Origin of the sequence: Cryobacterium glaciale, from assembly GCF_004402535.1 — a bacterium.
Lineage (GTDB): Bacteria > Actinomycetota > Actinomycetes > Actinomycetales > Microbacteriaceae > Cryobacterium > Cryobacterium glaciale.
Window position 1 is genome coordinate 1 of record NZ_SOEY01000030.1, and the last position, 25,404, is coordinate 25,404.

Consider the following 25,404-nt stretch of genomic DNA (forward strand, 5'->3'; position numbering starts at 1 on the left):
TCCGCCGTCGTGAACCCTGAACTAATAGACATTTCCCTGCCTCCTACTGATCATGAACTGACTCACAACCAGCCTGACGCAGAGGGTACGCGGGAGATCGGTTCTGGCCGGAACTCCCGCGCAACTCGCAACGCGGGACCTCAGCCAGTGCGCGCGAGTTGCGCCTCCCGCGCAGCTGCGCAACTCCCGCGCAGCGTGAAACGGGTGACGGGTCAGCGGCGTGGGCTCAGGCGGGCGCGGCGTAGGGCGGCGAGCACGGCCGGGCCGACGAGGGTGATGCCGACGACCGTGGTGATAGCGCGAACGGTGTCCCAGGTGAGGGTCGACGTGACGAGCGAGTACAGCGCGAACGAGGCGAGGTTCTGGCCGGCGTCGGCGCCAGCCGCGTAGGAGATGCCGGTGCCGCTGCCGACGGCGAACGGCCAGAACCAGAGGTTCATCATGAGCCCGAACAGATACGAGGCGACCACGCCGTAGGCGGCGAGGACGACGATTTCCCAGCGGCGGCGCGAGCGCTGCGCGGTCGCACGCCGCCCGGGTTCGATCGGGGGAGACGCCTTCGTCCTGCGCGGCAGCAGCCCGGCTCCGGCACCGACCCAGCCGCAAGCGAACATCTGGAACGGGGTCCACGGGCCGAAGCCGCCCCAGAGCACCGAGGACACCGCGATGGTGAGCAGACCGAGCAGAAAACCGAACCGGGCGCCATAGACCCGGCCGGCCAGAATCAGCAGCACGAACACCGCCTCGACCCCGCCGACGCCGGCGCCCGCGATGCGCACCGCGGCGCCGACGGCCGAGAGCACGCCGAGCAGCGCGACGGTCTTCGCCGTGTACATCTCCCGGTCGAGGGTGAGCGCGAGGGCCACGATGAGCGCCGGAATCAGTGCGAACGCCACGATCGGAACCGCGACCTGCGCGTCGGCCGGCACCGCCCCGACGAAGAACGGCCAGGCGAAGGCGGCCGCGGCGAGCACGCTGCCGCCACCGAGGATCCACTCGGTCCAGCGGATGCTGCGGCGCGGCTGTGCGCGATCCGCCTGCTCACGTAAACGGTCGCTGAGTACGATCCCGCTCGAAGCCCTGGCGCCTGGGGTGCCAGAGACATCGCCGCGGGGCCCGCGCGGCCCTGTCACCGGCGCACCTCGATCGGCGAAGACAGCCGGCCGGCCTGCATCCGCAGGGTGCGCTTGGCCAACCCCCGCGCGAAGTCGTCGTCGTGGGTGGCGAAGATGACCGCGGCGCTGTGGCTTGCGGCCGTCAGCAGTGCCGCGCTGACCAGGGTGCGCGCCGCGCGGTCGAGGCCGCGGGTGGGTTCGTCGACGAGCAGCAGGGCCGGCCGGGCCGCGAGCTGAATGGCCATCACGAGGCAGAGACGCTCGCCGGCCGAGAGGTCGCGCGGGTGGCGCTCGAGCAGTCGCCCGGCATCCGTTTTGGTGTCGAAGCCGAGCAGGTGCGCAAAAGTCTGTGCTGTGTCAGCGCCGGCCAGCCCGCGATCGGCGCGGCGACATTCCTCGGCCACGGTGATCGCAAACAGAAGGTCGTCGAAGTTCTCCGGCACGAGGGCCACGGCCTGCCGGCGGGTCCGCCGCTTGAGCGAGAGAACATCATGACCGGTGACGATGACGGTGTCAGCAGCCGTCGGCAGTGCGATCGCGCGCAGCAGGCTGCTCTTGCCGGCACCATTGTTGCCGCGCAGGGCGATCAGCTCGCCCGCCTGCACCTCGAAGGACACGTCGTTCACGACCACATCAGCCTGATGCCGCACACTCAGCCGACGGATGCTCGCGAGCGGTTCTGCAGGCCTGTTTCCGGTAGTTCGAGTCGCGTCCGCCTCGCCTGCTGCGAGGCCAGGAACGTTTCCCACCGATGCGAGTGCTGTGGCCCACGCGGGCGAATCGGCGGGGCGCGGGCCATCCGAGTCTGCGTTGCTCCCCGGTGCTACCGTCGTGCTGATTTCGTCCGGCGAGAGCTCGTGCAGGCGGCTGCATCGAATCTGGAGCCAGGCATCCGCTACCCCGGCGAACTCGCGCGTGTTGTGTTCGGCGATGACGACGCAGACGCCGGCCTCGTGGGCGAGCTGGCCGAGCACGGTGCAGACCCGCTCGCGGGCGGCCGTGTCGAGGTCGGCGAGGGGTTCGTCGACGAGCAACAGGATGGGATGGTTCACCAGGGCCGCTGCGATCGCGACGAGGCTGGCTTCACCGGCCGAGAGTTGCTCGATCGAACGGTCGACCAGGGGAACGATTTTCAGCCGGGCGGCGACCTCCAGAACGCGGGCATGCACGATTTCTGCGGCCACGTTGCGCACGGCGAGGGCGAAGCCGATCTCGTCGTGCACCGTTTCGGACGCGAAGCCGAGCCGAACGTTCTGCGCGACGAGCCCGACGAATCCCGCGGTGTCACGCGGGGGAGTCGACGCCCGGTCGGCGCCGGCGATGTCGATGCGCCCGTGCTGAACGCCGTCGTAGAAGTGCTGGAACAGGCCGCTCATGCTGTGCAGCAGGCTGGTCTTTCCCGATCCGGTGGCGCCGACGATCACGGTGAGGGTGCCGGGCGCCAGCGTGACGTTGAGTTCGTCGAGGTGCCAGTTCGTGTCGCCCGGCAGGGCACCGAAGTTCAGCGCAGCATCCCGGAGCACCACCGGCGCCTCACATACGCCGGTCACGACGCGGGTGGCCGCGAATCCGCGGGTCTCCATCGACGTGGCCAACGCGAGCGCGCGTTCTATTGTCTGCTCAAAGATGGGCACGAGCAGCGACGCGATGGATCGCTCGCCGCGCAGGGCACGGGCGACCCGCACCCGCCGCACCGATTCCAGAAGCGCCGGAAAGGTGGCCCAGGCGATCACGAGGGAGCGTGAAATGGCCCGCAACGGCCCACGGCCGGCACCGCGGGCGAACAGCGACTGCACGTTGATGACCGCGTTGAGCAGGCCGAAGAACACGATGACGGCGGCGACCGGCAGTGCGCTGAGCGCCGCGTTGCCGAGCCCGAGCAGGGTGATCGGGCCCAGCAGGGTGATGTGGCTGAACGGTCCGTCCAGCCGCAGCCGCGGAAGATCCAGCAGCAGTGCGCCCGTGCCGGCGCCGGCGCCGCCGAAAACCACCCGGTAGACGACCCGCAGCAGCACGAAGCCGACTGCGAGCACGACTGCCGCGCGCAGCGGGGCCAGGCGCAGGCGCAACACTAGCTGCCGGGCGTGGGAGTCTCGATGCCGGTGGTGTAGACGAGGCCGACCGACTGGCCGGGTTCGACCTCAAGCGTGCCCAGGCCCTCCATGGCATAGTCCCAGTCGGCGTCGGGGGCGGCCTTCACCCAAAGGGCCCAGTAGGCGTAGGCCGGCGGCATCGACGCGCAGGTTTCGGTGAAAGATTCCTCGCCCTCCACCACGACGGTTTCGTCGGCGGCCGGGCGTTCGTTGACGCGGCAGACGATCTGGTCGCCGTATTCGACGCTGCCCTCGGTCGTGACGCCGGTCGTGGCGAGGGTCTGGCTCGCGGCAATCGGCTCGGTCGCGTCGACGCACTCGGTGACCGTATCGGCGTCAAGGGTGCCGAAGTCGACGACAACGGTGACGCCGGCGCAATTGCCGGCCGCGGCATCCGCTTCAGCCGTGGCGGTCGCGGCAGCGGATGCCGACGAGCTGGCAGCAGCGCCGGAATCAGCGGTGGCGCATCCGCTTAGGGCGGCAAGCAGCACCAGGGCACCCAGTGTTGAAACGGTGCGAGTGGTCGCGGTGAAAAATGGCGAAGTGAGGTTCATGAATCCAGAATACCTAGCGTTTAGAGGATGCCGGCGACTCGGTCGAGCCCCCCGCGGAGGTCGAGCAGAAGGTCGTCGAGCGCTTCGATGCCGACCGACAGGCGCAGCATTCCGGCGGTGATGCCGAGGCGAGCGTTCAGATCGGGGGCGAACGAAGCGTGGGTGGTGGTGAGCGGGTGCAGCACCATGGAGCGGGTGTCGCCGATGCCGGTCATGCGGCTGAACACGCGCAGGCCGTTGGTAAAGGCGCGGGCACCCTCGGTCCCGCCCTTGACGGTGACGGCGAAGACCGATCCGGTGCGGCCGTTGTAGTACTTCTGCGCGACGTCGTGCAGCGGGCTGCTGGGCAGGCCGGCGTAGTCGACGACCTCGACCTCGGGCTGTTCTTCAAGCCAGTGCGTGATGGCAAGGGAGTTGTCGACGTGGCGTTCCATGCGCAGCGATAGGGTTTCGATGCCCTGGTGCAGCAAGAATCCGTTGAACGGTGAGAGTGACGGGCCGACATCGTTGACGACGGCCTCGCGCACATACTGGGCGTAGGCGGCCGGGCCGAACCGCTCGAGCAGCGACGGCAGGCCGGGGCGCAGCGAGTCGGTCAGCAGCGGGTAGCGGCGTGAACTCGCCGCCCAGTCAAAGGTTCCGCCGTCGATGATGGCGCCCGATACCCCGGCGCCGTGGCCGCTGAGAAACTTCGTGGTCGAGTGCACGACAATGTCGGCGCCGTGCTCGAACGGGCGAATCAGGTAGGGCGTCGCCACGGTGTTGTCGACGACGAGCGGAATGCCGTGGCGGCGGGCGACGGCGGCGATGCGGGCAATGTCGACGACGTCGTTACGCGGGTTCGGGATGGTTTCGGTGAAGATGGCCTTGGTTTCCGGCCGAATGACTGCGTCCCAGGCGGCGTCGGAATCGGTGTCCCAGACGTAGTCGACCTCGATGCCCATGCGGCGAAAGCTGCGTCCGAGCAGAATGCGGGTACCGCCGTAGATGCTCGCGGTCGAGACGATGTGCTCGCCCGACTCGGCCAGGGCGAACAGGGCGGCGCTGATCGCGGCCTGCCCGCTCGACACGGCGACACAGGCGGTGCCGCCCTCGAGCGACGCGAGGCGCTGCTCGGCGACCGCGTTGGTGGGGTTACCCTGCCGGGAGTAGATGGGTTCGCGTGAACCGCCGTTGAACCGGGCGGCCCCGTCATCGAAGGAGTCGAAGACGTAGCCGGCGCTCAGGGTGAGCGGCGGAATGCGCGCGCCGCGGTTCTCATCTGCATATTCGCCCACGTGCACCTGGCGGGTATCGAAGCTGAAGCCGTCCCAGTCGGTGATCGGCGCGACGACCTCGGTGGCGTCAGATTTGAGTAGCGAAGCGGATGCTGGTGCTGGCATGGAACTTCCTGTTGCGTCGGGCGGTGATTTCGTGTGGGGCTGCGGATGGGCATCCGTTGTGGAGGGCATCAGGCGGCCGCGCTCGGCGGTGCGGCGGCGGCTTCCCTCGCGACGAGCGCCGCGATGCGGGCCACGGCCTCGCGCAGGGTGTCGGGGGAGCATGCCAGGTTGAGGCGGGCGAAGCCCTGGCCGCCGAGCCCGAACGACTCACCGCTGTTGAGGGCGACGCGGGCATCGTCGAGAATTCGCTGGTAGGGGTTGTCCCCGAGACCGATCTGGCGAAGATCCATCCAGGCAAGATAGCTGGCGCGCGGCCGGTGATAGATCACGGCGGGCAGGTGTTCGCGGAGCAGGGAATCCAACAGAGCATCGTTGCTGACAATTTGTTCGATGGCATTGTCGAGCCAGTCGGTACAACCGAACGCGGCGATGTTCGCGTGCAGTCCGAGGATGCTGGTGCGACAGGCGACCTCCTCCGGCAGGCAGTTGAGCAGCTCATTGGTGGCGTCATCGGCAGCGACGATGATGGCGCACTTGAGCCCGGCTACGTTCCAGCCTTTGCTCGCCGAGGTCACGGTCACCGCGCGCGCGCCAGCGGCCAGGGCGAGCGGGGCAAACGGAGTGAAGGTGGCGCCGGGGTAGGTGAGCGGGGCGTGGATCTCGTCGGAGATCACGAAGACGTCATACCGGGCCGCGAGCCGGGCGAGTTCTTCGAGTGTGGCCCTGGCCCACACGATGCCGTGCGGGTTGTGCGGGTTGCACAGGAGGAAGGCATCGACGCCGGCAGCGAAACTGAGTTCCAGCGCCGCGAAGTCGAACAGCCAGGTGTCACCGTGCTCGATCAGCGGGGTCAGGGCGACGGTCGCGAGGGCCTCTTCGACGAGTTCGTAGAACGGCGGGTAGACCGGCGGGGTGATCGCTACCCGTCCGCCAGCAGGCACGGCCAGTCGCAAAGCCTCGACGATGCCGACGCTCACGTCGGTCGCAAGGTGCACGTGGCTCGGGTCGACGGTCCAGCCCCAGCGATTCAGGGCGAACGCGGCGAAAGCGGGCGCGAGCGGACCGGGACCGTCGAGGTAGCCGGTGTCGGAGGCTTGCACGCGCTCGACCAGGGTGGCGACGATGGCGGGAGCGAGGGGGTAGTCCATCTCGGCAACGAACAAGGGAAGTACGTCGGCGGGAAACCGAGTCCACTTGATGCTGCTGCGCTCGCGCCGGATATGCTCCAGCGGTGCGACCGTGATGACTGACATGACCACAGCTTGTTCCCGCGAGCGCGAATAAGCGAACACGCACGTAAACATTCGACACAATGAACTTGGACACCGCCTCGGTCCCGAAATGCCCAAAAATCTCACACGGACCGCCGCCCGCAGGGGAACCCCGAGCGGGCAGGGCCAATTGTTGAGCGCTGACTGCCATGCTTGTCACATGGTGCAGCCGAACGATCTCCTCGCCGTCCTTGTCGACGCTGACAATGTGCCGCCTGCAAAGATCGGCGCCATTCTCGCCGAGGTCGCACGTTTCGGCACTGCCTCGGTCAAGCGGGTCTACGGCGATTGGACCAAGCCGAACTTAAGCAGCTGGAAGCCCCCCGAAACTGCGCAGCGACACGAAGCTTATCTCCGGGCTACGGATAAGCGTCACCACCGCATCGGGAGAGGACGGATGGGCGAACCTTGCCACGGTGGGCCAGCTAATGCGCAAGCAACAGCCCGACTTCGATTCACGAAACTGGGGCTACACAAAACTTTCCGACCTGGTTCGAGCGACGGAACTCTTCCTCATCGAGACCCGACCCTCCGGCGGACTGCAGGTACAAAACAAAAAGAAGAACGGTGACTGAACCGGTCGCGACCGGGGCGAGAGCACGCGATACTCGTCCTGGTCCGGCGGCTGAACCGCGCTCGACGACGGCGATAAAGCCCTTAACTTATCAATCGCAAGATCTCGAAGTGGCGAGCCAAACGCTTCCACTACGCCCAATGGCCGCAATCCCTCCGCGCCCCAGGAATCACCGTTCAAACGCTTGTCTGAACGGTATTGAGCCTAAGCCCCGATGCGGCTCTCGTGGCAGCCCACCTGTCGCACATCATCTGCGCGACCAGCGTGTTGAGGGCATGGGCAACGTCACGGGTTGCAGTTGTCGCAAAAACGCGGGTCGGCGTAGCTTCGGTCGGTGAGCTCGCGAGTGTAGCGATGCGGGCAGATGAGGCATCCCTGAGTTTCAGCGCGGGTCTCGTTCGTAGGCGCGTGGCAGACGCTGCAGGGCAGTCCTGCCACCCGCTCTACCTTCCAGAAACCTGGAGTTCCGCAGGCTGGGCACAACGAGCGAAGCTTCTGTGCGAGGTCTTCGGCCGCGAGACGGATGTTTTCCATACGCATCGGATTGGCATGCGCGCGCACGTCTGTCTCGAGAAAAACGTGGCCGTTTTCCGATTGCGCCAGCGCCCACGCAAAGGTGATTTCCAGTTCCGTCCAGGTGGCGATTCCCTTGCGAATGCGGGGGTCGTGCTCGCTTTCCGGGCGTACGACCACGTGGTGTTCGGGGAACCTCAATTTGCGGGCGAACGTTTTGGCCGTTGCCCAGTCCGCCGTCAGCAGGTGGGAGAAATTCGCCTTGCCTTGCGCCATACCGACGACCTCCAACTCGCGCTCACGGTCGATCCAGACGAGGAGTTCAACGTTCCAGGGGAACATTCCCATAAACGGATCCTGACCAAACGACCCCTCGCTGGCAAGGCCCAAAGATAGTGCCGACAATTCCATACCGACGCGCGCTTTCTTGCGTGCTGCCTCAAGCTGTGTACCGGAGCGGGGGATATCGCGGGTGAAAGTACCGAGTAGATCCGTGTCGTAGCCCACGGTGTGTTCGACCCGGCAACCAAGCTCCCGCTCCAACACAGGACCGACCACGCGCTCCTTGCCATGCTGGGTCAGCAGAGCGACCCGTTTACCGGAGTAGATGGAGATCGAGTCCGAATTGTCTGAATCATTGCAGACCACAACTCACCTGCCCTGCTGAGCACGAGGTGTTGGCACAGACTGTTCGAGGACGGGGCCACAAGGGCTGGCGGTTTCGATCGCGGTGACTATTCACGGCCCAAGGATCCAAGCGCTCTGAGAAGCTCGCCAATTTGGTGGTGGCGTTCCAGGGGATGCCTGAGAGGCAGCTCTGGGTGGAGCTGATAGCTGTTGCGCCGTCCATCGCGTCGACGCGTGAGATAGCCATCTGCGACGAGTTCGGCGATGATGCGCTGGGCGGCGCGCTCGGTGATGCCCACGTGCACTGCGATATCGCGCAACCGCATCCCGGAGTCTTGGGAGACGCAGAGCAGAACATGTGCGTGATTAGTGAGAAAGGTCCAGTCGGCCATTGTCTCATCATAGACGACACACGCTCCGCAAAACACGCTACTGTTAGCATGCATTAGTCAGCGTGCATCGAAGGGTTGGTCACTTCGGACTACGAGCAGGACAAATCAGAGAGCAACAATGTGATCGATCCCATCATCCTTTTCTTTCTGCTCGGGGCCGTTGCCGGCCTGTTGCGCTCGGAGTTGCGCCTTCCGGCGGCGATTTACGAGTTCGTCAGTATCGTGCTGTTGCTCGCCATTGGGCTCAAGGGCGGCGTGGAACTCGCCAAGCAGCCTTTCGCCAGCCTGCTGCCACAGATGCTCACCGTGGTGGCCATGGGCTTTGGCCTCACCCTGCTCGCGTTCCCCGTGCTGCGTTATCTGGGCCGATTCAAACGAGCGGATGCGGCATCTATCGCCGCCCATTACGGCTCCGTGAGCGTGGGCACCTACGCCGTGGCCGTCGCCTATCTCGGCAGCCAACAGATCTCGTTCGAAGAACACATGCCGCTGCTTCTGGTGCTGTTGGAAGTGCCAGCAATTCTGGTGGGAATTGTTCTCGCCCGAGGCCTCTCGCGTCAGACACGTTGGAAGTCGATCGCCCATGAAGTCTTTCTGGGGAAAGGCATCGTGCTGCTACTGGGCGGGCTGCTTATTGGCTGGGTAGCTGGCCCGGACGGGTTGTCGTCGATCGAACCGCTGTTCGTTGATCTCTTCAAGGGAATTCTCGCCCTCTTTCTCCTGGAGATGGGCTTGATTATGGCGACACAGATGGGAAGCCTGCGCCGACACGGCCCATTCCTGGTCGTCTTCGGAATCGTAATGCCGCTCTTTTCGGCGCTGGTGGGAACGTGGCTGGGGTGGTCTTTGGGCCTCTCCATCGGCGGAACGACCATCCTGGCGACTCTGGCGGCGAGTGCGTCTTACATCGCGGTACCGGCGGCCATGCGCATCTCCGTACCCGAGGCCAACCCCACCCTGTCACTGGCCGGTGCCCTCGGCATAACATTCCCGTTCAACGTCCTGCTTGGAATCCCGCTCTACCACGCCCTCGCCGTGTGGGCTCATACGTTCGCGAAAGGTTGAACCCGATGCAACGCCATATACGCAAGCTGCTGACCGTCGTTACCGAAGCCGCCCTCGAGGCAACTCTTGTCCGGGATATCGATCGGCTTCACGCCCACGGGTATACCATCACCGACGCTCGTGGCAAGGGGAGCCGAGGTACTCGCAACGCCGGCTGGGAGGCCAGTGGCAACATCCGCATCGAGGTGGTGTGCGACGCAGCGACGGCTGGCGAAATCGCCGCCTATTTGCAGGAGCATTACTACGACAATTACGCCATGATCCTCTTCATGAGCGATATCGAAGTACTCCGACCGGAGAAATTCTGAGACCCAACGCTAGACCCACCGGTGATACTGGCTGCGGGGTGGGTGTCCGCCGATGGACAGTGGCCATGTATTACAAATCGCTTTTAAACGTGTGCCACCTTCAGATCGCGCTGCCGCACGACCAGAACCGGGCACGTCGCGTGCCGCACGCACTGCTCACTTACAGAGCCAAGCGGCATCCCCGCGAGGCCACCACGGCTGCGGGATCCAACAACGAGGATACGAGAGTCTCGTGAGAGGGCAATTAGGCTTTTTGAGGACGACGTGACACGTAGGCAGCGACGGCGTCCGTAGAACGCTTGATTACGTCGGATACGGCGTCCCAGTCGCCCGCGATAAGCGGCGGGTGTTGTAGTTGCTGTCGCAGAAAGCTAAAGCTTTCTGAGGCACGCGAAACGTGTCCGAAGTCGCGGAAAGAAGTGGTGGATTTCCGGGGCTCGATTTGTCTTGGAAACATGTCTTACCGCAAAGTGCCTTTGCTTCGCTGCTTCTAGTAGTTTCTGAGGCAGCATGGCCTGGTTAGACATCTCGGGTATACACGGGTCAGCACCAGAAGCCAAGACGCGAAGCTGCAGGTCGACGCCCTGGTCAAATCCGGTGTCCAGGAGCGTGACATTTTCGCCGACGTCACCTCGGGCAGTCGGACCGCGATCTTCCGCCCGGGGATGAAGAAGCTCCTCGATTATGCCAAGCCCGGTGACACCGTCGTCGTCTGGCGAGTCGATCGGCTTGGCCGGTCACTCATCGATGTGCTGAACACGGTGAAGCTGCTTCGAGAGCGGGACGTGCAGGTGAAGAGCGTCTCGGATGGCATCGACCCGTCGACGACCTCGGGCCGGCTGATGCTCAACATGCTCGCCACCCTGGCTGGGTACGAACGCGAGCTGATCACGGAACGCGTGAACGCCGGGATCACCGCCGCCCTCGCCCGGGAGACCGGGATCCCGGCTCGGACCCTGCAACGCTGGAACCAGCTCTACCGGGGAGGGGGGTTTCGGCCCTCGATCCTCATCCGCGCACCGATAAGGGTGTCCGCCGGACCCTCGGCCGAGACGGTCGCGTTCGTTGAACGGTTGGCCGGAGGTGAAGTTCACCTGTCAACCTCACCGGAACGAAGCGTGCCCGGCCAGGCATTCCGAGCGGTTCAATACACACAGCAAGGCCCACACCGACCGCGACTAAACTAGGGACTTCGGTTTAAGGGGTGTTCGTGATCGACCAGGAGCTTGTTCGGGAACAGACCTATGTCCGGGCGCTGTATGCGCGGCTGGATGCGCTGGCGTCAGAGGCCGAAGATCAGCTGATCGCGGTGCGTCGGCTCGACGTCGGCGGCAATCACCAAAGCCGCAGCGAACGCGACACCTTCGCCCGTCTCTACGAGGACCGCATCGTGCAACTGCGCGAGGTCGACGACCGGCTTGCCTTCGGCCGGCTGGAAACCATGCCGGATGACTCCGGCGACTCGGTCTATCGCTACATCGGCCGGGTCGGCCTGCGCGACGAAGACCACAAACCGCTGCTGCTGGACTGGCGAGTGCCGCAGGCGAGTGCGTTCTACCAGGCCACCGCCGCCACGCCGCTCGGCGCCAGGGCTCGCCGCCACCTGCTCTCCAAGGGGCGCAGCATCATCCGCATCGAAGATGAGATTCTCGATGCGGCCCTGCTGGCTGATCCATCGGCCACCACACACCAGGGTGAGGGCGCCCTGCTCGCGGCGCTCACCGCGCAGCGCACCGGGCACATGTCCGACATCGTCTCGACCATCCAGGCAGAGCAGGACCGCATCATCCGCTCGGAACTGGCCGGTGTTCTGGTCGTGCAGGGCGGTCCAGGCACCGGCAAAACCGCCGTGGCACTGCACCGGGCCGCCTACCTGCTCTACACGCACCGGGATCGGCTGCGGGACAGCGGCGTGCTCATCATCGGCCCGTCACGCTCGTTTCTGCAGTACATCGAGGCGGTGCTGCCGTCCCTCGGCGAGACCGGCGTCGTGCTCAATACGGTTGGCCAGCTGTTTCCTGGCGTCGAAGCGACCGAAGAGGATGCCCCGGCCGTCGCGGCCCTCAAAGGCCAGGCCTTCATGGCCGACCTCATCGCCCGGGCCGTGCACTCCCGGCAGCGCACCCCGTCGGCCCCGCAGGTGTTGGTCGTGAACGGCGACCGGATCGTGCTTCAGCCGGAGCTCGTGGCGCACGCCATCGCGCGTGCCCGCGGCACCGGCAAAACCCACAACGAGGCCAGGGTCACATTTGTGAAGACCGCTATCAACGCGCTCTCCCGGGTCTGGCTCGAGCAGTTGCAGAAGCAGGGCCGGTCGATGGACGACACCGACCTGCCGATGCTGCGCGAAGACCTGCGCCTGGCCGACGATGTGCGGGTGGCGCTCAACACAGCGTGGCTGCCGCTGACCCCGCAAAAACTGGTGCAGGACCTCTATGCCCGGCCGCAGTGGCTGGCCGAGCTGACCCCGCGCTGGCGCTACGCCCAACGCAAGTTGCTGGCCCGCCCGCGCGACGCCGCGTTCACGATCGCCGACATTCCGCTGCTCGACGAGGCGGCCGAGCTGCTCGGGGAGTACAACGCGGTCGACCAGGCCAAGAAGCGCGCGCTCAAGGAACAACGCAAGCGCGACGTGGAGAACGCCGAAACGGCCATCGAGAATATGCAGGTGAAGGGCCTCGTCAGCGCGAAGGATCTCGCCGCTCGGGCCGGCGAACTCGACGAACGGGCCACGACCAGTGAGCGTGCCGCGCGGGACCGCAGCTGGACCTACGGCCACGTCGTCATCGACGAAGCCCAGGAGCTCTCGCCCATGCAGTGGCGGCTGGTGCTGCGGCGGGGTCCGCGCCGGTCGTTCACGATCGTCGGTGACATCGCGCAGGCGGCGAGCGCCGCGGCATCCGCTAGCTGGAAAGAGGCGCTGCAGCCGGTGCTCGATGGTTCGCCCGAAGCCGCTCGCTGGCGGCTCGAAGAGCTCACCGTGAACTATCGCACCCCGAGCCAGATCGCGACGGCGGCCGAGACCGTGGCGATCTCGCACCGCTTGTCGATCACCCCCTCGCGCACGGTGCGGTCGAGCCAGTGGCCGGTCGAAACGGTAGCGGATGCCGCGACCGCGGTGCGCCGCGACCGCGCGCTGGAGGCGGGCGGCACCCTCGCCGTGATCGTCGTCGATGCCGGTCTCGATGAGCTCGAAGCGTCGCTGCGGACCGAATTCGGCGACCTGCTCGGCGTCGGCGCACTCGGCCTGAGCCGCGAGATTGCGCTGCTCACCCCGCGGGATGCCAAGGGGCTCGAGTTCGACGCGGTCATCGTCGTCGACCCGGCGGCGATTCTCGCGGCCTCGGAGCGTGGCGCCGGAGCGCTGTACGTCGCGATGACTCGGGCGACTCAGCGGTTGTACCTGGTGGGCGACGCGCCGCTCGGAAACGGGCGAGCCATTGAGTGATATTGCCGGCGAATTGGCGCGGGTGCGCGAAGCCTTCGACAAACCCACCCTGCGCTTGCTCGACCGCAAATGGGCGCCGTTCGTGCTCGCGGTATTCAAGAGTTCGTTCAGCCGCGAGCGCCGCAGCGTTCCCTGCGAACTGCTGCACACGCAAGTGGATGCCTACCTCGCCGACCTCCGCAGCACCGGCATCGACGCCCCCGAGAAAACCGGCCGGGCCCTCTGCGTGCAGTGGATGAACGACCTCTGGCTGTACCGGGAGCTCCGCGACGCTGGAGACGACGGCGGCGGTCAGGCAAACGTGGAGCACTACTCGCTCACCAGCCACGCGCTCGAAGCCCTGCTGCTGGTCGACGGTCTCGCCAGCTCGCGGGCGCTGATCAGCGAGTCCCGCCTTGCAACGATCGTCGACACGGTGCGGCACCGCGCCACCGAGGCGAACCCCGATCGCGAGGAGCGGGTGCGCCGGCTCGACCGGCAGATCGATGAACTGACCAGCGAACGTGACCGGCTCGCCGGCGGCGGCGACATCGCGCCGGCCTCGAACGAACAGATGCACGAGGGCTACGCCAACCTGATCGACCTCATCCAGCAGCTGCCGAGCGACTTCAAACGGGTCGAGGAGTCGGTCGCGGCCATGCACCGGCAGATCGTCAACGATTTTCGCGGCGAGGAACGACCAATCAGCGAGGTTCTCGACGATTACCTGGCCAAAACGGATGCCCTCATGTCGTCGACCGCGGAGGGTCGCGCCTTCGAGGGCGCGTTTACCCTGTTGCGCAACGACGAACTCATGCAGGGGCTGAAGGCGGACCTCGAGACGATCCTGCTGCATCCGTTCGCTCTCGAACTGAGCCTGAACGAACGCCGCAGCTTCATGAGCACGGTGACCCTGCTGCGCAAGGGCATCGATGACGTGCTCACTCAGCGCAAGGGGCTCACGACGACCCTGCGCGAGCACATCGTCAACCACGACGTGGTGAAAGACCGCGAACTCGAACATGTGCTGCGCGACATCAACCGCGAACTCGCCACCTGGATGCAGACCGCCGGCCCGCGCTCCACGGTCACCGTCGAGCTCATGCCCGGCACCCTCGAGGTGGAGCACCTGCGCGAGCGATTCTACGATCCGGTCGCCCACCGGGGTCCGCCCGCGCTCGCCGATGTGTCCGACGCGGCTCCGGCCGGGCCGAGCCTCGGCGACCTGCGCCAGCAGGGCGGTCCGCTGCTCGAAGAGCTGCGCGACGCCCTCGTGACGGCGTTCGCGGCGGGGGAGGCGGCATCCGTTGGCAGCGCGTTCAACGGGTTCGACGCGAGTCTGCGCCGGCCGGTCGAGATTCTCGGCCTGCTGCAGCTCGCCGCCCAGCTGAGTGCTTCTAACGGTCCCTCCGGCCTGGAAAGCTTCGAAACGGTGCGACCGGATGGCACGGTGCGGCTCTTCGACCTGCCGCACCGCACCCTGACCGACGACGATACGGCGGCCCTGGCCGCCCAGAATTTGGGTTCCGAGCATGAATGACGACGTGATTGACGACGTGACCGACGATTTCGGTATCGATAGTGAACCGGCCAGCCTGTCCCTGTTCGAGGGCGACGAGGGCGGACTCAGCGTGGAACAGCGCCGCACGCTCGTGCTGCTGCTGAAGCACCGCTACATCTCGGCGGCCCTGCAGCCAGCCGAATGGCAGACCCTGCTCAAATCGCAGAGCCTCCTCAAGTCCCGCCTCAACGACGTCTTCCTCGACCTGCACGTTGACCTGCACTACGAAGTCGCCTTCAAGAGGCAGGCCCTCGCCGAGGGCGGTGAACGGTTTCCGACCCTGCTGCATGATGTGGCCTACACCCGCGAAGAGACCATTCTGCTCGTGCTGCTGCGCCAGCGTTTTCGCAGCGAACGCGCCAATGGCCAGGAGATCGTGCTGGTCGACCGGGACAACCTGGTCGAGAACGTCGCGCACTTTCGCCCCGAGCACGCCACCGACCTCTCCGGTGACGCCCGCAAGGCGGCGGCCGCGGTCGACAGCCTCGCCAAGGCGCGGGTGCTACTGAAGACCAGCGACCCAGACCGGTTTCGCATCTCGGCGGTGATCGAGGTGCTGCTGTCGGTCGAACGCCTCGGTGAACTGCTCGACTGGTTGCGCGACGAAAACAGCGACGAAAACCGCGACGCAGCTGACGAACCACTTTTGGAGCCCCTGGCATGAATGATTCCCCGCTGTTCTACATCGATGGCGCCACCGAGGGCACCACCCAGTGGCGAGCCGAATCGATGCAGCTGGTCAACTGGGGCGGATTTCACGGCCACCACGAGATCGATTTCGCCCGGCAGGCCACGCTCGTCTCCGGTGCCTCCGGCACCGGCAAGAGCAGCCTGCTCGACGCCTACCTCGCCCTCATGATGCCCTCAGACACCCCGTTCAACGGGGCCTCCAACGATGCCGGTTCCGGTCGCGCCCGCAGCGTGGATCAGCGCAACCTGATGACCTACCTGCGCGGTAAGACCGACGCCAACCGGGAAGCCGGCACCGGAGAACTGACCGACCAGGTGCTGCGCGGGGCGCACGAAGCCACCTGGGGCGCCGTCGCCCTGACCTTCATCGACGACAACCAGCGCCGCTTCACCGTGCTGCGGACCTACTTCGTGCCGCGCGGCGCCCACAAATTCGCCGACGTCACCATGAAAATGGCCACGACCGACGGGAGCCTCGACCTGCGCGACCTCGCAGCCTGTGCCGAGAATCGGTTCGACAAACGCGCGCTCAAGGCCCGTTTCGAGGGGCTCGACGTCTTCGACACCTACGCGGCGTTCGCCCAAACCCTGTACACGCGCCTCGGTATCGGCGCCAACGGCGAGGGCGGCAAAGCCCTGCGCCTGCTCGCCCGCATCCAGGCCGGCCAGCAGGTGAAAACGGTCGACGGGCTCTACAAGTCGATGGTGCTTGAAGAGCCCGCGACCTTTGCTGCGGCCGACAAGGCGGTCGACCACTTCGAAGATCTCGAACGGTCCTACGGCGCGATGGTCACCGAGGCACAGAAGGCCCAGGTGCTCCAACGCCTGCCCGAACTCCACCAGTCGTACGAGGCCGCGACGGCCCAGGCCGACCTGGTCGACACCTTCGGGGTGCACCGGGCAGGAGACACCCCCTTCGTGCTCTGGCAGCTGCAGACCGAGCAGACCCTGCTCGAGAACGCCGCCGACACAAACCGGGCCGCCCGCCGCAGGAACGAGACCGCCCGGGCGCAGGCCCGCGACGCAGAGACGGCGTTGAAGACCCGGGTCGCGCAGCTGCAACAGCAGCAGCGCGACAACGGCGGCGACGTGCTCGAACGCCTGCAGGCCGAACTCGCGCGCCTCGGCGACCAGCACGACACTGTGGCTCGCGAGCGCGCTGGGTTCGACGACCGGGTGCGTTCGCTGGCCGCGTCGATCGATGCCGCGCCGATCGATTCCGCCGCCGCGTTTGCGGCCGCCCGGCAGGGCGCCGACCGGTTCGCCGCCGGGTTCGCGGCCACCCAGACGGCCCTGGAGACGACCCGCACGGCGCTGCAACGCGAGTCGTACCCGGTGGAGGAGGGCATCCGCTCGCTCAAGCAGGAACGGGCGTTTTTGACCGGGCGGGAGAGCCTGGTGCCGTTCGCCCTGCACAATGCCCGGCTGATGATCGCCGAGGCTGCGGGCATTCCGGTCGAGGAGTTGCCGTTCGTCGCTGAACTGATCGACCTCGCGGCCGGCGAAGAACAGTGGCGTCAGGCCGCCGAGGTGACCCTCGCGTCGGTCGTGCGGGTGCTGCTCGTCGACGAGACCCGGCTCGCGCACCTGAGCGCGGCGATCGATCCGCTGCAGCTGCCGCTGCGCATCCACTTCGAGGGTGTGGCGCTGCAGCCGCACCAGCACCTCGCCGGTGATTCCCGCTACGTGTCGGGCAAGCTCGACGTGAAGGACTCGCCGTTCAGCAGCTGGGTGCAGGCGCGCCTGCGGTCATCGAACCTCGACGCCCTGTGTGTGGCCAGCCCGTCCGAGCTGCGGGGCGCAGGCGCACGGGTAACCCCGAGCGGGCAGACCCGCAACGGTTCCCGCGGTGCCCACGGCGCGAACGCGGGACAGAAATCGATCATCGGGTTTTCCAGCCGCGCCCGCCTCGACGACATCGCGGCGGAGTTGACCGCGCAGGGGCTGGTGGCTGACGCTGCCGCGGGGCGGGCATCCGCTGTCGCTGAGCAACTCGGTGACCTGCGCGAGCAGCAGGCCGCTCACCAGCACATTCTCGACACCGACTGGTCGTCGATCGACGTCGCGGCCGCTGCAGCCCGCATTCTTGAGAAGAAGTCCGAACAAGAACGGATGCTGGCCGGCAGCGACATTCTGCGCGCCCTGAGTGACGAAGAGGGCCGGCTGACCCTGGAACTCGATGCGGCCCAGAAGCTCAAGCACACGACCGAGCAGACCGGCGCGGTGCTGGGTGACGAACAGGGCAGCATCGTCGACGCGCAGGACACCGTGAACGACCGGCTCGAGCAGATCGAACGGACTGCGAACCTGACACTGTCGGAGGAGCATTCCAGACACCTCAGCGAGCAGTTTGCGCTGGTCACCGACCAGAACGATCTCGCCGGCTTTCCCGGCGGCCTGAAGCGCCTGCGCGAGAGACTCATTGCCCAGTCGGCGCAGGATCGGGGCGTCGCCGCCCGCGACCGTGCCACGATGATCGGTATCTTCGAGAGCTACCAGGCTCGCTGGCCCGACCCGAACATCGGTGTGGCGCTCGAGTCGGTCACGAGTTACACCGACATTCTCGATGCCATCCGCACCCTCGGCCTGTCCGAGCGTCGTCAGGAGTGGAAGCGTCACCTGGAGGCGTGGAGCGGGCAGGACCTCGTACCGCTCACCGGGGCGTTCAACACGGCGATCGAGGAGATCGAAGATCGCCTGCGGCCGATCAATGAGATCCTCGCGACCCTGCCGTTCGGCGCCACCCGCGACCGCCTGCAAATTTCGCTGCGCCGCCTGCACCGCGATGACGCGACCGCGTTTCGCAAGGAGCTCAAGGTGCTCTCCTCGGGGTCGACAGAGCAGTTCACCGACGAGCAAACGGAAGACCGGTTCACCCGGCTGCAGCAGTTCATGAGTCTGATTCGTCGGCCCGACGGTCTCAACGGCTCCAATGGCTCAAGCACCGCGCAGCGCGACCTGCTGCTCGATGTGCGTGCGCACGTGGAGATCACCGCAGTGCGTGTGACCCAGGAGGGAGTGGAAGTCAGCACGTATTCCTCGCTCGGTGGCAAGAGCGGTGGCGAGTCGCAGGAGCTTGTGGCGTTCGTGGTCGGCGCTGCCCTGCGCTTTCAGCTCGGCGATGAAAGCCGCACCCGGCCACGCTTCGCCCCGGTGTTCCTCGACGAGGGCTTTGTGAAATCCGACGCCGAGTTCGCCGGCCGGGCCGTTGCCGCGTGGAAGGGCCTCGGTTTTCAGCTCATCGTGGGTGCGCCGCTCGACAAGGTCACCGCGCTCGAGCCGCACATGCAGCTCGTGCTGTCGATCACCAAGAACACCGCCACCGGTTACTCCTACATCACCCCGTTGGCGTCGCCGCAAGCCGCGGCCTAGTTTCGTCCGGGCCTGCGGGCTGTCGGGGCGCACCGGCGCGAGCGTAACATGTCTGCGTGTCGGTCCTGAACTCTTCTGGCTGACCGAAGCACACCCACCGACAGGCGCTTGGGACTGGAGCAGAATCGTGACCAGCACGCGGCGCCTCCATCGCAATCCCAGCTTTCGCAACCCCACCTTCCTCTCCACGTGGCTGCTGTGGCTGGTCGGGTTTCTTGCTTTTCCGATTGCAGGGCTGGCGGGCACGGCGGTGGGCGGTCGGGTCAGCAACCCCGTCTCGGCCCTGATCGGCGGTGCGGTCTATGGGGTTGTCATCGGCGTCGGACAGGTGCTGGTCAGTCGGCGACGCCTCGATCCGTTGATCTGGATTCCCTTGACGGGGATCGGCATGGGAATCGGCCTGCTGCTCGGCTCGACCGCCGTCAACTATCGCACGACGCTGGCCGAGCTGGCCCTAATGGGAGCGATCACCGGACTCGTGCTCGGTGCGGCGCAAGCCGTCGCGCTGCCGCACCGCACCCGGCGGCGGTGGTTGTGGACCCTCGGCGTGGGCGCGCTGTGGGCGCTCGGCTGGACCCTGACGACGCTGGCCGGGGTCAACGTCGAGGCACAGTTCACGAACTTCGGCGCGATCGGAGCGGTGACTTTCACCGCCCTGTCCGGGCTGCTCCTGCACGTTTTGTTGCCCTTTCATCCCGAATCGGGCGTGTGGTTGCGCTCCCGCCCCGTCACGACCGCGCCCTGAAGCGCTGAGCGCCCCCAAATGCTCGGGTCGCGACCGCTCAGGGTCGCACCTCGATCTGCACCGAGAACTCGTGCTCGATACTGCCGTCGCGCTCGCTGTGCGTGAAGCCCACCACGTCGTAGAATCCGCCGTCAGCTCGGACGGCACCGCAATGATCGTACTGAACCGCGATTCCACGCCGCCTTCCTCGGTCAGCAGGTTCGCGCTGAAGACCACGGTGCCGGCCTGGTCGCGCAGCTCGACGGTCAGAGCGGCCTCGAAAACCGTGGCCAGCCCCGCGATCGCGAGGTTGCCTCCGGCAGCGACGACATCGCCGCAAACGGGGCTGGTCAGCATGACCACCGGGTGCGCTGGCTTGACCGTGATGGCTCGCTCGACCGCGTTGATCATCGCGCCGACCTTCGCGCTGAGTTCGTAGGCGCGCAGCGAGGCTGTCATTGTCGACCTTGCGGGCGCGGGCCGCGTTGATGCTGCCCTGCGCGGCGACGCTGTGCGCGCGGCGGGGGGAGTCGTGAAAGGTGAAGGCGTGCACGTCGTAACCCTGCTCACCGAGGGCGGCCGCGCAGGCCGCTCCGGCCAGTCCGGTGCCCACCACGATGACCCGGAATTTGCGTCGGTTCAGCGGCGAGACGAGCTTGTAGTGCAGCTTGCGCTCGGCCCAGGCGTTCGATCCGCTTGCGGCCACCTGGCGAAACCGTCGACCGGTCGCGCCGAGATCAATGGCTGCGGCCCAGAGCCCGTGGGCCACGTGCAGGCCAAGCACGATCATGGCGAGGGCGTAGAAAAGGCCGGCCAGCGGGCGTTGAAAGCTCGCCATGAGATTTTCGTAGGCGTGGCTCGTGTCGACCGTCGCCGCTTCGAAGGCCCCGCTCGCAGCGGGCGCGCCGCCAGAGCAGTGCCGCACAGGTGACGTGCCCGGCGAGACTCGCGAGCAGGGCGAGACGCAGCACCCAGAGCAGTCCCTCATAGGGAAGTACCGGTTCAAACGCTTCGCGCAGCCACTGGGCGTAGTCGTTGAAGTGCCCAGCACCCAAAAATACCTTGAGGTTGCCGAACATGTGCACGAGCACGAACGCCGAGAAGATCAGGCCGGTGACGGCCATGACGGTCTTGCAGACGAAGTTGGAGAGCAGCGGCCTCCGCGCATTCGTCCGTGCCGTGCTGCTCATTCGCGCCCCCAAGCAGGGTCAGGCGGACGTCGAATGCGGCTGGGTCTTACGCTACCGGCCGAGCAGACGGGCGAAGAAGCCGCCGGTGGATTTCTCCTTGACATGGCCCTCGCAGCGCTGATTGCGCGGCACGCCCTTCATGACCTGGTCGACGTGCTGGCCGCAGCCGGCCCAGGTGGTCTTCTGACAGGTCTTGCAGGTGACAGCTCTGCACATGGTGAATGCCTTTCGTTGGAGGAAGTACCTCCACACTATACCCATGGGGGTATATTCCGCATTCGGGTGGTGCGAACGGATGCTCCCGCCCCCGCCGGTGTATCGTGCCAGCGACGCGCGTGCGGCTGGCTGATCGCGCCTATGAACCCCGGAAGAGCGGTGCAACATGAGCAGTGAACCCCCGATCGACGACGTCACCGATGACGACATCGAGGTCACGCACTCCAAGGCCTGGGCTGCCGGCGTGCCCGGCGTGCTGCACTCCCTGCAACCGGCGGTCACCGGGATGGGCGCCCTGCGGGGGATGCGGGCGCTGCTGTCGATGAATCAGAAGGACGGCTTCGACTGCATGAGCTGTGCCTGGCCAGATCCCGGCCAGCGCAAGGCCTTCGAATTCTGTGAGAACGGTGCCAAGGCCGTCACCTGGGAGGCCACCCCGATCACCATTCCGGCGAGCTTCTGGGCGGAGCATTCGCTCGCCGACCTGCGGGAGAAGAGCGAATACTGGCTCGGCATGCAGGGCCGACTGGTCGAACCCGTCCACAAGCCGGCCGGGAGCGACCACTACCGCCCGGTCAGCTGGCCCGAAGCCTTTCGGGTGATTGCCGCCAAACTCAACGCCCTCGATTCGCCCGACCAGGCCGCGTTCTACACGAGCGGCCGCGCCTCCAACGAGGCAGCCTTCGCCTACCAGCTGTTCGCGCGAGCCTACGGCACCAACAACCTGCCGGACTGTTCCAATATGTGCCACGAATCCACCGGCTGGGCCATGGGCCAGACCGTCGGCATCGGCAAGAGCACGGTCAGCTACGACGACTTCGCGAAGGCCGACCTGATCATCATCATGGGCCAGAACCCCGGCACCAATCACCCGCGCATGCTCACCGCGCTCGAAGAAGCCAAGGATGCCGGCGCCCGGATCGTCGCCGTCAACCCGCTGCCCGAGGCGGGCCTGCGCCGCTACAAGAACCCCCAACGGGTGCGCGGAATCATCGGCCACGGCACCGACATCGCCGACCAGTTTCTGCAGATTCGCATCGGCGGCGACATGGCGCTGCTGCAGGCCGTCTCGAAGCGGGTGCTCGACGCCGAGACGTGCGCCCCGGGAACCGTGCTCGACCAGGCCTTTCTCGACGAACACTGCCAGGGGCTGCCCGAATTGCGGCAGCATCTCGCCCAGCTCGACGAGGGGATGGTGCTGGCCGCGACGGGCCTGCGCGCGGCCCAAATCGACGAACTCGCCGAGCGGTACCTCACCGCCGACCGGGTGATCATCACCTGGGCGATGGGCCTGACGCAGCAGAAGAAGGGCGTTGACACCATCAAGGAAATCATCAACCTGCTGCTGCTGCGCGGCAACATCGGCAAACCCGGTGCCGGGGCCTCCCCGATCCGCGGCCACAGCAACGTGCAGGGCGACCGCACCATGGGCATCTGGGAGCAGATGCCGCCGGCCTTCCTCGACGCCCTGCAGCAGGAGTTCGGCTTCAATCCGCCCCGCGAACACGGCGTCGATTCCGTCGACGGGGTGCGTGCCATGCGCGATGGAACGATGAAGGTATGGATGGGGCTCGGCGGCAACTTCGTTGCCGCGATGAGCGATACCGGCATTGCCGAGGCCGCCATGGCGCGCACCGAAATGAGCGTGCAGATCTCCACCAAACTGAACCGCTCGCACGCTGTGACCGGCGAGGAGGCGCTGATCCTGCCGACGCTGGGGCGCACCGAAATCGACGAACAGGCCAGCGGGGAGCAGTTCGTCTCGGTCGAGGACTCCGTCTGCGCGGTGCATCCGTCCTGGGGCAAGCTCAAGCCGGTGTCCCCGAATCTGCTCTCCGAGGTCGCGATCATCTCGCGACTGGCCAGCGCCGTATTGAAAGACAAGGTTGCCGTCGACTGGGCCGGTTTCGAAGCCGACTACGATCGCATTCGCGACCACATCGCCCACGTGGTCGGCGGCTGCGAAAACTACAACGAACGCATCCGTCGGGAGGGCGGATTCGTGCTGCCGAACGGCCCACGCGACTCCCGCACCTTCGACACCCCGACCGGCAAGGCCCTGCTCACCACGAACACCCTCGAGCACCTCGAGGTACCGCCCGGGCGCCTGGTGCTGCAGACCCTGCGCAGCCACGACCAGTTCAACACCACCATCTACGGCCTCGACGACCGTTACCGCGGCATCAAAAAGGGGCGGCACGTGATCTTCATCAACAAGAAGGACCTGTCTGCCCTCGGGTTCGCCGACGGCGACCTGGTCGACGTGCACAGCGAGTTCAGTGACAACGTCGACCGGGTGCTGCGGGGCTACCGTCTGGTGGCCTACCCGACGCCACGCGGCTGCGCCGCCGCGTATTATCCGGAGGCGAACGTGCTCGTTCCGCTCGACAGTGTCGCCGACGACAGTAATACGCCGGTGTCGAAGGCCGTCATCATTCGACTGGAGCCGGCCGGCTGACTCAACCGTGCCAGCCGGCAGTTACCAACCCATGGTGCCCGCTGACCCCTTGAACGGCCCGACGATTTTTTCGGTGATCCAGCCGCCGTAATAGTCGCCGTCCTGCGCCCGCACCGTTTCACCATCGACGGTGCACCGCTGCATGGCTGCCGGATAGATCGCGACGCGATCGAAAAGCGTCTCGAAGCCCGGGGTCGGTGTCGGGTAGAACCAGGCGGCACGCGCGCGGGCGCCTACCGAGAGGTAACCGGCGACTCCCTTGTATTCGCAGTAGCTGTGGCCCGGTTCCGGTTGCAGCACGCCCACGGCGAAGGCACGTCGCGGCAGGTAGTAGACCGGTGGATGGCTGGTCTCGAGCACTCGCACGACGTCGGAGGTGTCGGCGATGATCACTCCGTCGAGTTCGACGGTGACGTGTTCCCCGGTGTGCTCGACGCGGGGCGGGCGGGGGTAGTCCCAGACGGATTCCTGACCAGGGCGGATGGGGTCGCGTTGCACTCGCTCAATCATGATCCGATGCTAGATCGGCTACCTGCGAAGACCAGTCACACCTGCGCCGGGTTCGAAGGTCGCAGCAGGGCCACGGTGAGAGCGGCGGCGACGGCCGCGAGTCCGGCGACCATCACGACGGTGCCTCCCCAGCCCCACTGCACGAAGAACACGCCGCCGAGCCACCCGAACAGGCTCGACCCGGCGTAGTAGGCGAGGTTGTAGAGCGATGATGCCTGGGCGCGACCGATCCGGGCGTCGGCCCCGGTCCAGCCGGAGGCGACGGCGTGCGCGGCGAAGAACCCGGCGGTGGCCAGCAGCACGCCGAGCAGAACGAGCACCAGTACGGTCGACAGGGTCAGCAGCACTCCCGCGATCATGCACGCCAGTGAACTGAGCAGAACCCACCAGCGGCCAAAGCGGGCGGCGAGAATGCCGGCCTGGGCCGACGACCAGGTGCCGGCCAGGTAGGCCACGAAGACCAGGCTGATCAGGGCCTGCGGCAGGTTGAACGGGTCCTGGGCCAGGCGAAAACCGAGGTAGTTGTAGAGGGCGACGAACCCTCCCATCAGCAGAAATCCCTGGGCATAGAGCGCGAGCAGGCGCGGTGACGTCAGGTTGGCGCGTAACAGCATCAACAGCCCCAGGTCGGTGGCGCGCTTGCATGCCCGGCGGGGCACGAAGCCGCGCGGCGCCGGAATCAACGTGATGAACAACACGGCGGCGATCGCGCAGAGCACTCCGACCGTGAAGACGCCGACCCGCCAGTTGGCAAGTTCGGTGATCGGCCCGGCGACCAGGCGCCCGAGCAGACCGCCGATCGACGTTCCGGCGACATAGGTGCCGGCCGCGCGGGCGGCGTGACGCGGCTCGATCTCCTCGCTCAGGTAGGCGATCGCGATCGCCGGCACCCCGCCGAGCATGAGCCCTTCGACGAAACGACCGGTGAGCAGCAGCGAGAAGGTCGGAGCGAACGGCACGAGCAGCCCGAATACGGTCGCCGCGATCACGGCGATCGACATGGCGCGCACCCGGCCGAGGTGGTCGGCCACGAGCGACCAGGGAATCACGCCGACGGCCAGGCCGAGCGTCGATGCCGAGACGACGAGGGCGGCATCCGCTGCGCTGACGCCGACATCGTCGGCGATGTGAGCGAGCACGGCCTGGGGCGAGTAGAGCTGGGCGAAGGTGGCGATTCCGGCGAAGAACAGTCCGGCGAGCAGTTTGCGGTAGTCGGAGCTGCCGTGAGAGTGGCCGTTCCAGCCAGCGGATGCCGCCCCGCGGCCCGGATGCGCGGGCGTCATCACGTGGTGGTCACGACTGGGGGCACATGTTCAGAGTACGCGCGCTCGGCATCGACCCCTGACGAATCTGGCTACAGTG

The 25,404-nt window shown here is 66.4% G+C and carries 22 protein-coding genes and 3 pseudogenes; 11 read left to right on the plus strand and 14 right to left on the minus strand.

Annotation, left to right across the window (positions count from 1 at the left end; genetic code table 11):
• Positions 1 to 212: 212 nt before the first annotated feature.
• From E3O06_RS14495 to E3O06_RS14515, 5 genes are all read right to left on the minus strand, one after another.
• Positions 213 to 1,133, minus strand: coding sequence for an ECF transporter S component family protein (locus tag E3O06_RS14495; RefSeq protein ID WP_166788223.1), 921 nt, complete (start codon positions 1,131 to 1,133; stop codon positions 213 to 215).
• Entirely contained in the window at positions 1,130 to 3,187 is a 2,058-nt protein-coding gene (locus E3O06_RS14500; protein ID WP_134504100.1) for an ATP-binding cassette domain-containing protein, read from the minus strand. Before E3O06_RS14500 ends, E3O06_RS14495 begins: the two co-directional genes overlap by 4 nt.
• A complete protein-coding gene (locus E3O06_RS14505) occupies positions 3,187 to 3,762 on the minus strand; it encodes a hypothetical protein (RefSeq protein ID WP_134504101.1) in 576 nt (191 codons plus the stop codon). Before E3O06_RS14505 ends, E3O06_RS14500 begins: the two co-directional genes overlap by 1 nt.
• Positions 3,763 to 3,782: 20 nt before the next feature.
• Positions 3,783 to 5,144 (minus strand): O-acetylhomoserine aminocarboxypropyltransferase/cysteine synthase family protein, encoded by a 1,362-nt coding sequence (locus E3O06_RS14510; RefSeq protein WP_134504102.1) that lies wholly within the window; start codon positions 5,142 to 5,144, stop codon positions 3,783 to 3,785.
• A gap of 68 nt (positions 5,145 to 5,212) precedes the next feature.
• Positions 5,213 to 6,397 carry a MalY/PatB family protein gene (locus tag E3O06_RS14515; protein WP_134504103.1) on the minus strand — a complete coding sequence of 395 codons (1,185 nt, stop codon included), beginning with the start codon at positions 6,395 to 6,397 and terminating at the stop codon, positions 5,213 to 5,215.
• 178 nt (positions 6,398 to 6,575) lie between these two features.
• On the opposite strand from E3O06_RS14515, the pseudogene E3O06_RS18465 reads away from it, so the two are divergent.
• Both E3O06_RS18465 and E3O06_RS17790 read left to right on the plus strand, forming a co-directional pair.
• A pseudogene (locus E3O06_RS18465) lies at positions 6,576 to 6,746 on the plus strand (NYN domain-containing protein); the annotation flags it as partial.
• A 34-nt stretch (positions 6,747 to 6,780) separates the two neighbouring features.
• Positions 6,781 to 6,990, plus strand: a complete 210-nt coding sequence (locus E3O06_RS17790) for an OST-HTH/LOTUS domain-containing protein (protein WP_338144871.1) — start codon at positions 6,781 to 6,783, stop codon at positions 6,988 to 6,990.
• Positions 6,991 to 7,274: 284 nt separating this feature from the next.
• Here the strand turns inward: E3O06_RS17790 and E3O06_RS14525 are convergent, their stop codons facing one another.
• Both E3O06_RS14525 and E3O06_RS14530 read right to left on the minus strand, forming a co-directional pair.
• Positions 7,275 to 8,150: a DUF6671 family protein gene (locus E3O06_RS14525; protein ID WP_198415829.1), complete on the minus strand. Its 876-nt coding sequence runs from the start codon at positions 8,148 to 8,150 to the stop codon at positions 7,275 to 7,277.
• A gap of 86 nt (positions 8,151 to 8,236) precedes the next feature.
• Positions 8,237 to 8,521 carry a helix-turn-helix transcriptional regulator gene (locus E3O06_RS14530; protein ID WP_134504104.1) on the minus strand — a complete coding sequence of 95 codons (285 nt, stop codon included), beginning with the start codon at positions 8,519 to 8,521 and terminating at the stop codon, positions 8,237 to 8,239.
• Positions 8,522 to 8,641: 120 nt separating this feature from the next.
• Between E3O06_RS14530 and E3O06_RS14535 the strand changes: the two genes are divergently transcribed.
• Both E3O06_RS14535 and E3O06_RS14540 read left to right on the plus strand, forming a co-directional pair.
• Complete coding sequence (locus tag E3O06_RS14535; RefSeq protein ID WP_134504105.1) at positions 8,642 to 9,586, plus strand: sodium-dependent bicarbonate transport family permease; 945 nt, start codon at positions 8,642 to 8,644, stop codon at positions 9,584 to 9,586.
• A 5-nt stretch (positions 9,587 to 9,591) separates the two neighbouring features.
• Complete coding sequence (locus tag E3O06_RS14540) at positions 9,592 to 9,894, plus strand: P-II family nitrogen regulator (protein WP_134504106.1); 303 nt, start codon at positions 9,592 to 9,594, stop codon at positions 9,892 to 9,894.
• 83 nt (positions 9,895 to 9,977) lie between these two features.
• Here E3O06_RS14540 and E3O06_RS18095 read toward each other — a convergent pair whose 3' ends face one another.
• The gene (locus E3O06_RS18095) at positions 9,978 to 10,220 is read right to left on the minus strand and encodes a universal stress protein (RefSeq protein ID WP_134504321.1); all 243 of its coding nucleotides are present in this window, start codon (positions 10,218 to 10,220) and stop codon (positions 9,978 to 9,980) included.
• 243 nt (positions 10,221 to 10,463) lie between these two features.
• Between E3O06_RS18095 and E3O06_RS18100 the strand changes: the two genes are divergently transcribed.
• From E3O06_RS18100 to E3O06_RS18105, 6 genes are all read left to right on the plus strand, one after another.
• A complete protein-coding gene (locus E3O06_RS18100; RefSeq protein ID WP_420898893.1) occupies positions 10,464 to 11,081 on the plus strand; it encodes a recombinase family protein in 618 nt (205 codons plus the stop codon).
• Between the two features lie 23 nt (positions 11,082 to 11,104).
• Positions 11,105 to 13,342 carry a HelD family protein gene (locus E3O06_RS14555; RefSeq protein WP_174843240.1) on the plus strand — a complete coding sequence of 746 codons (2,238 nt, stop codon included), beginning with the start codon at positions 11,105 to 11,107 and terminating at the stop codon, positions 13,340 to 13,342.
• Positions 13,335 to 14,861 (plus strand): DUF3375 domain-containing protein, encoded by a 1,527-nt coding sequence (locus E3O06_RS14560; protein WP_134504108.1) that lies wholly within the window; start codon positions 13,335 to 13,337, stop codon positions 14,859 to 14,861. The genes E3O06_RS14555 and E3O06_RS14560 overlap by 8 nt, the downstream gene beginning before the upstream one ends.
• Positions 14,854 to 15,546 (plus strand): DUF4194 domain-containing protein, encoded by a 693-nt coding sequence (locus E3O06_RS14565; RefSeq protein ID WP_134504109.1) that lies wholly within the window; start codon positions 14,854 to 14,856, stop codon positions 15,544 to 15,546. Before E3O06_RS14560 ends, E3O06_RS14565 begins: the two co-directional genes overlap by 8 nt.
• Positions 15,543 to 18,944, plus strand: coding sequence for an ATP-binding protein (locus E3O06_RS14570; protein WP_134504110.1), 3,402 nt, complete (start codon positions 15,543 to 15,545; stop codon positions 18,942 to 18,944). Before E3O06_RS14565 ends, E3O06_RS14570 begins: the two co-directional genes overlap by 4 nt.
• 127 nt (positions 18,945 to 19,071) lie before the next feature.
• On the plus strand, positions 19,072 to 19,689 hold the full coding sequence (locus E3O06_RS18105; RefSeq protein WP_241980234.1) for a hypothetical protein: 618 nt from the start codon (positions 19,072 to 19,074) through the stop codon (positions 19,687 to 19,689).
• Positions 19,690 to 19,878: 189 nt separating this feature from the next.
• Here the strand turns inward: E3O06_RS18105 and E3O06_RS18470 are convergent.
• From E3O06_RS18470 to E3O06_RS17625, 4 genes and pseudogenes are all read right to left on the minus strand, one after another.
• A pseudogene (locus E3O06_RS18470) lies at positions 19,879 to 20,127 on the minus strand (Gmad2 immunoglobulin-like domain-containing protein); the annotation flags it as partial.
• Positions 20,063 to 20,374, minus strand: a pseudogene (locus E3O06_RS18475) (FAD-binding protein); the annotation flags it as partial. The pseudogenes E3O06_RS18475 and E3O06_RS18470, both read right to left, overlap by 65 nt.
• A gap of 31 nt (positions 20,375 to 20,405) precedes the next feature.
• Positions 20,406 to 20,858 (minus strand): succinate dehydrogenase/fumarate reductase transmembrane subunit, encoded by a 453-nt coding sequence (locus E3O06_RS17620; protein ID WP_166788224.1) that lies wholly within the window; start codon positions 20,856 to 20,858, stop codon positions 20,406 to 20,408.
• A gap of 51 nt (positions 20,859 to 20,909) precedes the next feature.
• On the minus strand, positions 20,910 to 21,074 hold the full coding sequence (locus E3O06_RS17625) for a hypothetical protein (protein ID WP_166784319.1): 165 nt from the start codon (positions 21,072 to 21,074) through the stop codon (positions 20,910 to 20,912).
• A 166-nt stretch (positions 21,075 to 21,240) separates the two neighbouring features.
• Here E3O06_RS17625 and E3O06_RS14585 point away from each other — a divergent pair, with 166 nt between their 5' ends.
• A complete protein-coding gene (locus E3O06_RS14585) occupies positions 21,241 to 23,532 on the plus strand; it encodes an FdhF/YdeP family oxidoreductase (RefSeq protein ID WP_134504111.1) in 2,292 nt (763 codons plus the stop codon).
• Positions 23,533 to 23,553: 21 nt separating this feature from the next.
• Here E3O06_RS14585 and E3O06_RS14590 read toward each other — a convergent pair whose 3' ends face one another.
• Positions 23,554 to 24,042 carry a DUF427 domain-containing protein gene (locus E3O06_RS14590; RefSeq protein WP_134504112.1) on the minus strand — a complete coding sequence of 163 codons (489 nt, stop codon included), beginning with the start codon at positions 24,040 to 24,042 and terminating at the stop codon, positions 23,554 to 23,556.
• Positions 24,043 to 24,077: 35 nt separating this feature from the next.
• Positions 24,078 to 25,325 (minus strand): MFS transporter, encoded by a 1,248-nt coding sequence (locus tag E3O06_RS14595; RefSeq protein ID WP_134504113.1) that lies wholly within the window; start codon positions 25,323 to 25,325, stop codon positions 24,078 to 24,080.
• Positions 25,326 to 25,404 lie beyond the last annotated feature (79 nt).

Coding starts and splice junctions, on each gene's coding strand:
- E3O06_RS14505 (WP_134504101.1), bottom strand. CDS start 3,762: ATGAACCTCACTTCGCCATTTTTCACCGCGACCACTCGCACCGTTTCA.
- E3O06_RS14510 (WP_134504102.1), bottom strand. CDS start 5,144: ATGCCAGCACCAGCATCCGCTTCGCTACTCAAATCTGACGCCACCGAG.
- E3O06_RS14515 (WP_134504103.1), bottom strand. CDS start 6,397: ATGTCAGTCATCACGGTCGCACCGCTGGAGCATATCCGGCGCGAGCGC.
- E3O06_RS14530 (WP_134504104.1), bottom strand. CDS start 8,521: ATGGCCGACTGGACCTTTCTCACTAATCACGCACATGTTCTGCTCTGC.
- E3O06_RS14540 (WP_134504106.1), top strand. CDS start 9,592: ATGCAACGCCATATACGCAAGCTGCTGACCGTCGTTACCGAAGCCGCC.
- E3O06_RS14565 (WP_134504109.1), top strand. CDS start 14,854: ATGAATGACGACGTGATTGACGACGTGACCGACGATTTCGGTATCGAT.
- E3O06_RS14570 (WP_134504110.1), top strand. CDS start 15,543: ATGAATGATTCCCCGCTGTTCTACATCGATGGCGCCACCGAGGGCACC.
- E3O06_RS17620 (WP_166788224.1), bottom strand. CDS start 20,858: ATGAGCAGCACGGCACGGACGAATGCGCGGAGGCCGCTGCTCTCCAAC.
- E3O06_RS17625 (WP_166784319.1), bottom strand. CDS start 21,074: ATGTGCAGAGCTGTCACCTGCAAGACCTGTCAGAAGACCACCTGGGCC.
- E3O06_RS14585 (WP_134504111.1), top strand. CDS start 21,241: ATGAGCAGTGAACCCCCGATCGACGACGTCACCGATGACGACATCGAG.
- E3O06_RS14590 (WP_134504112.1), bottom strand. CDS start 24,042: ATGATTGAGCGAGTGCAACGCGACCCCATCCGCCCTGGTCAGGAATCC.
- E3O06_RS14595 (WP_134504113.1), bottom strand. CDS start 25,325: ATGACGCCCGCGCATCCGGGCCGCGGGGCGGCATCCGCTGGCTGGAAC.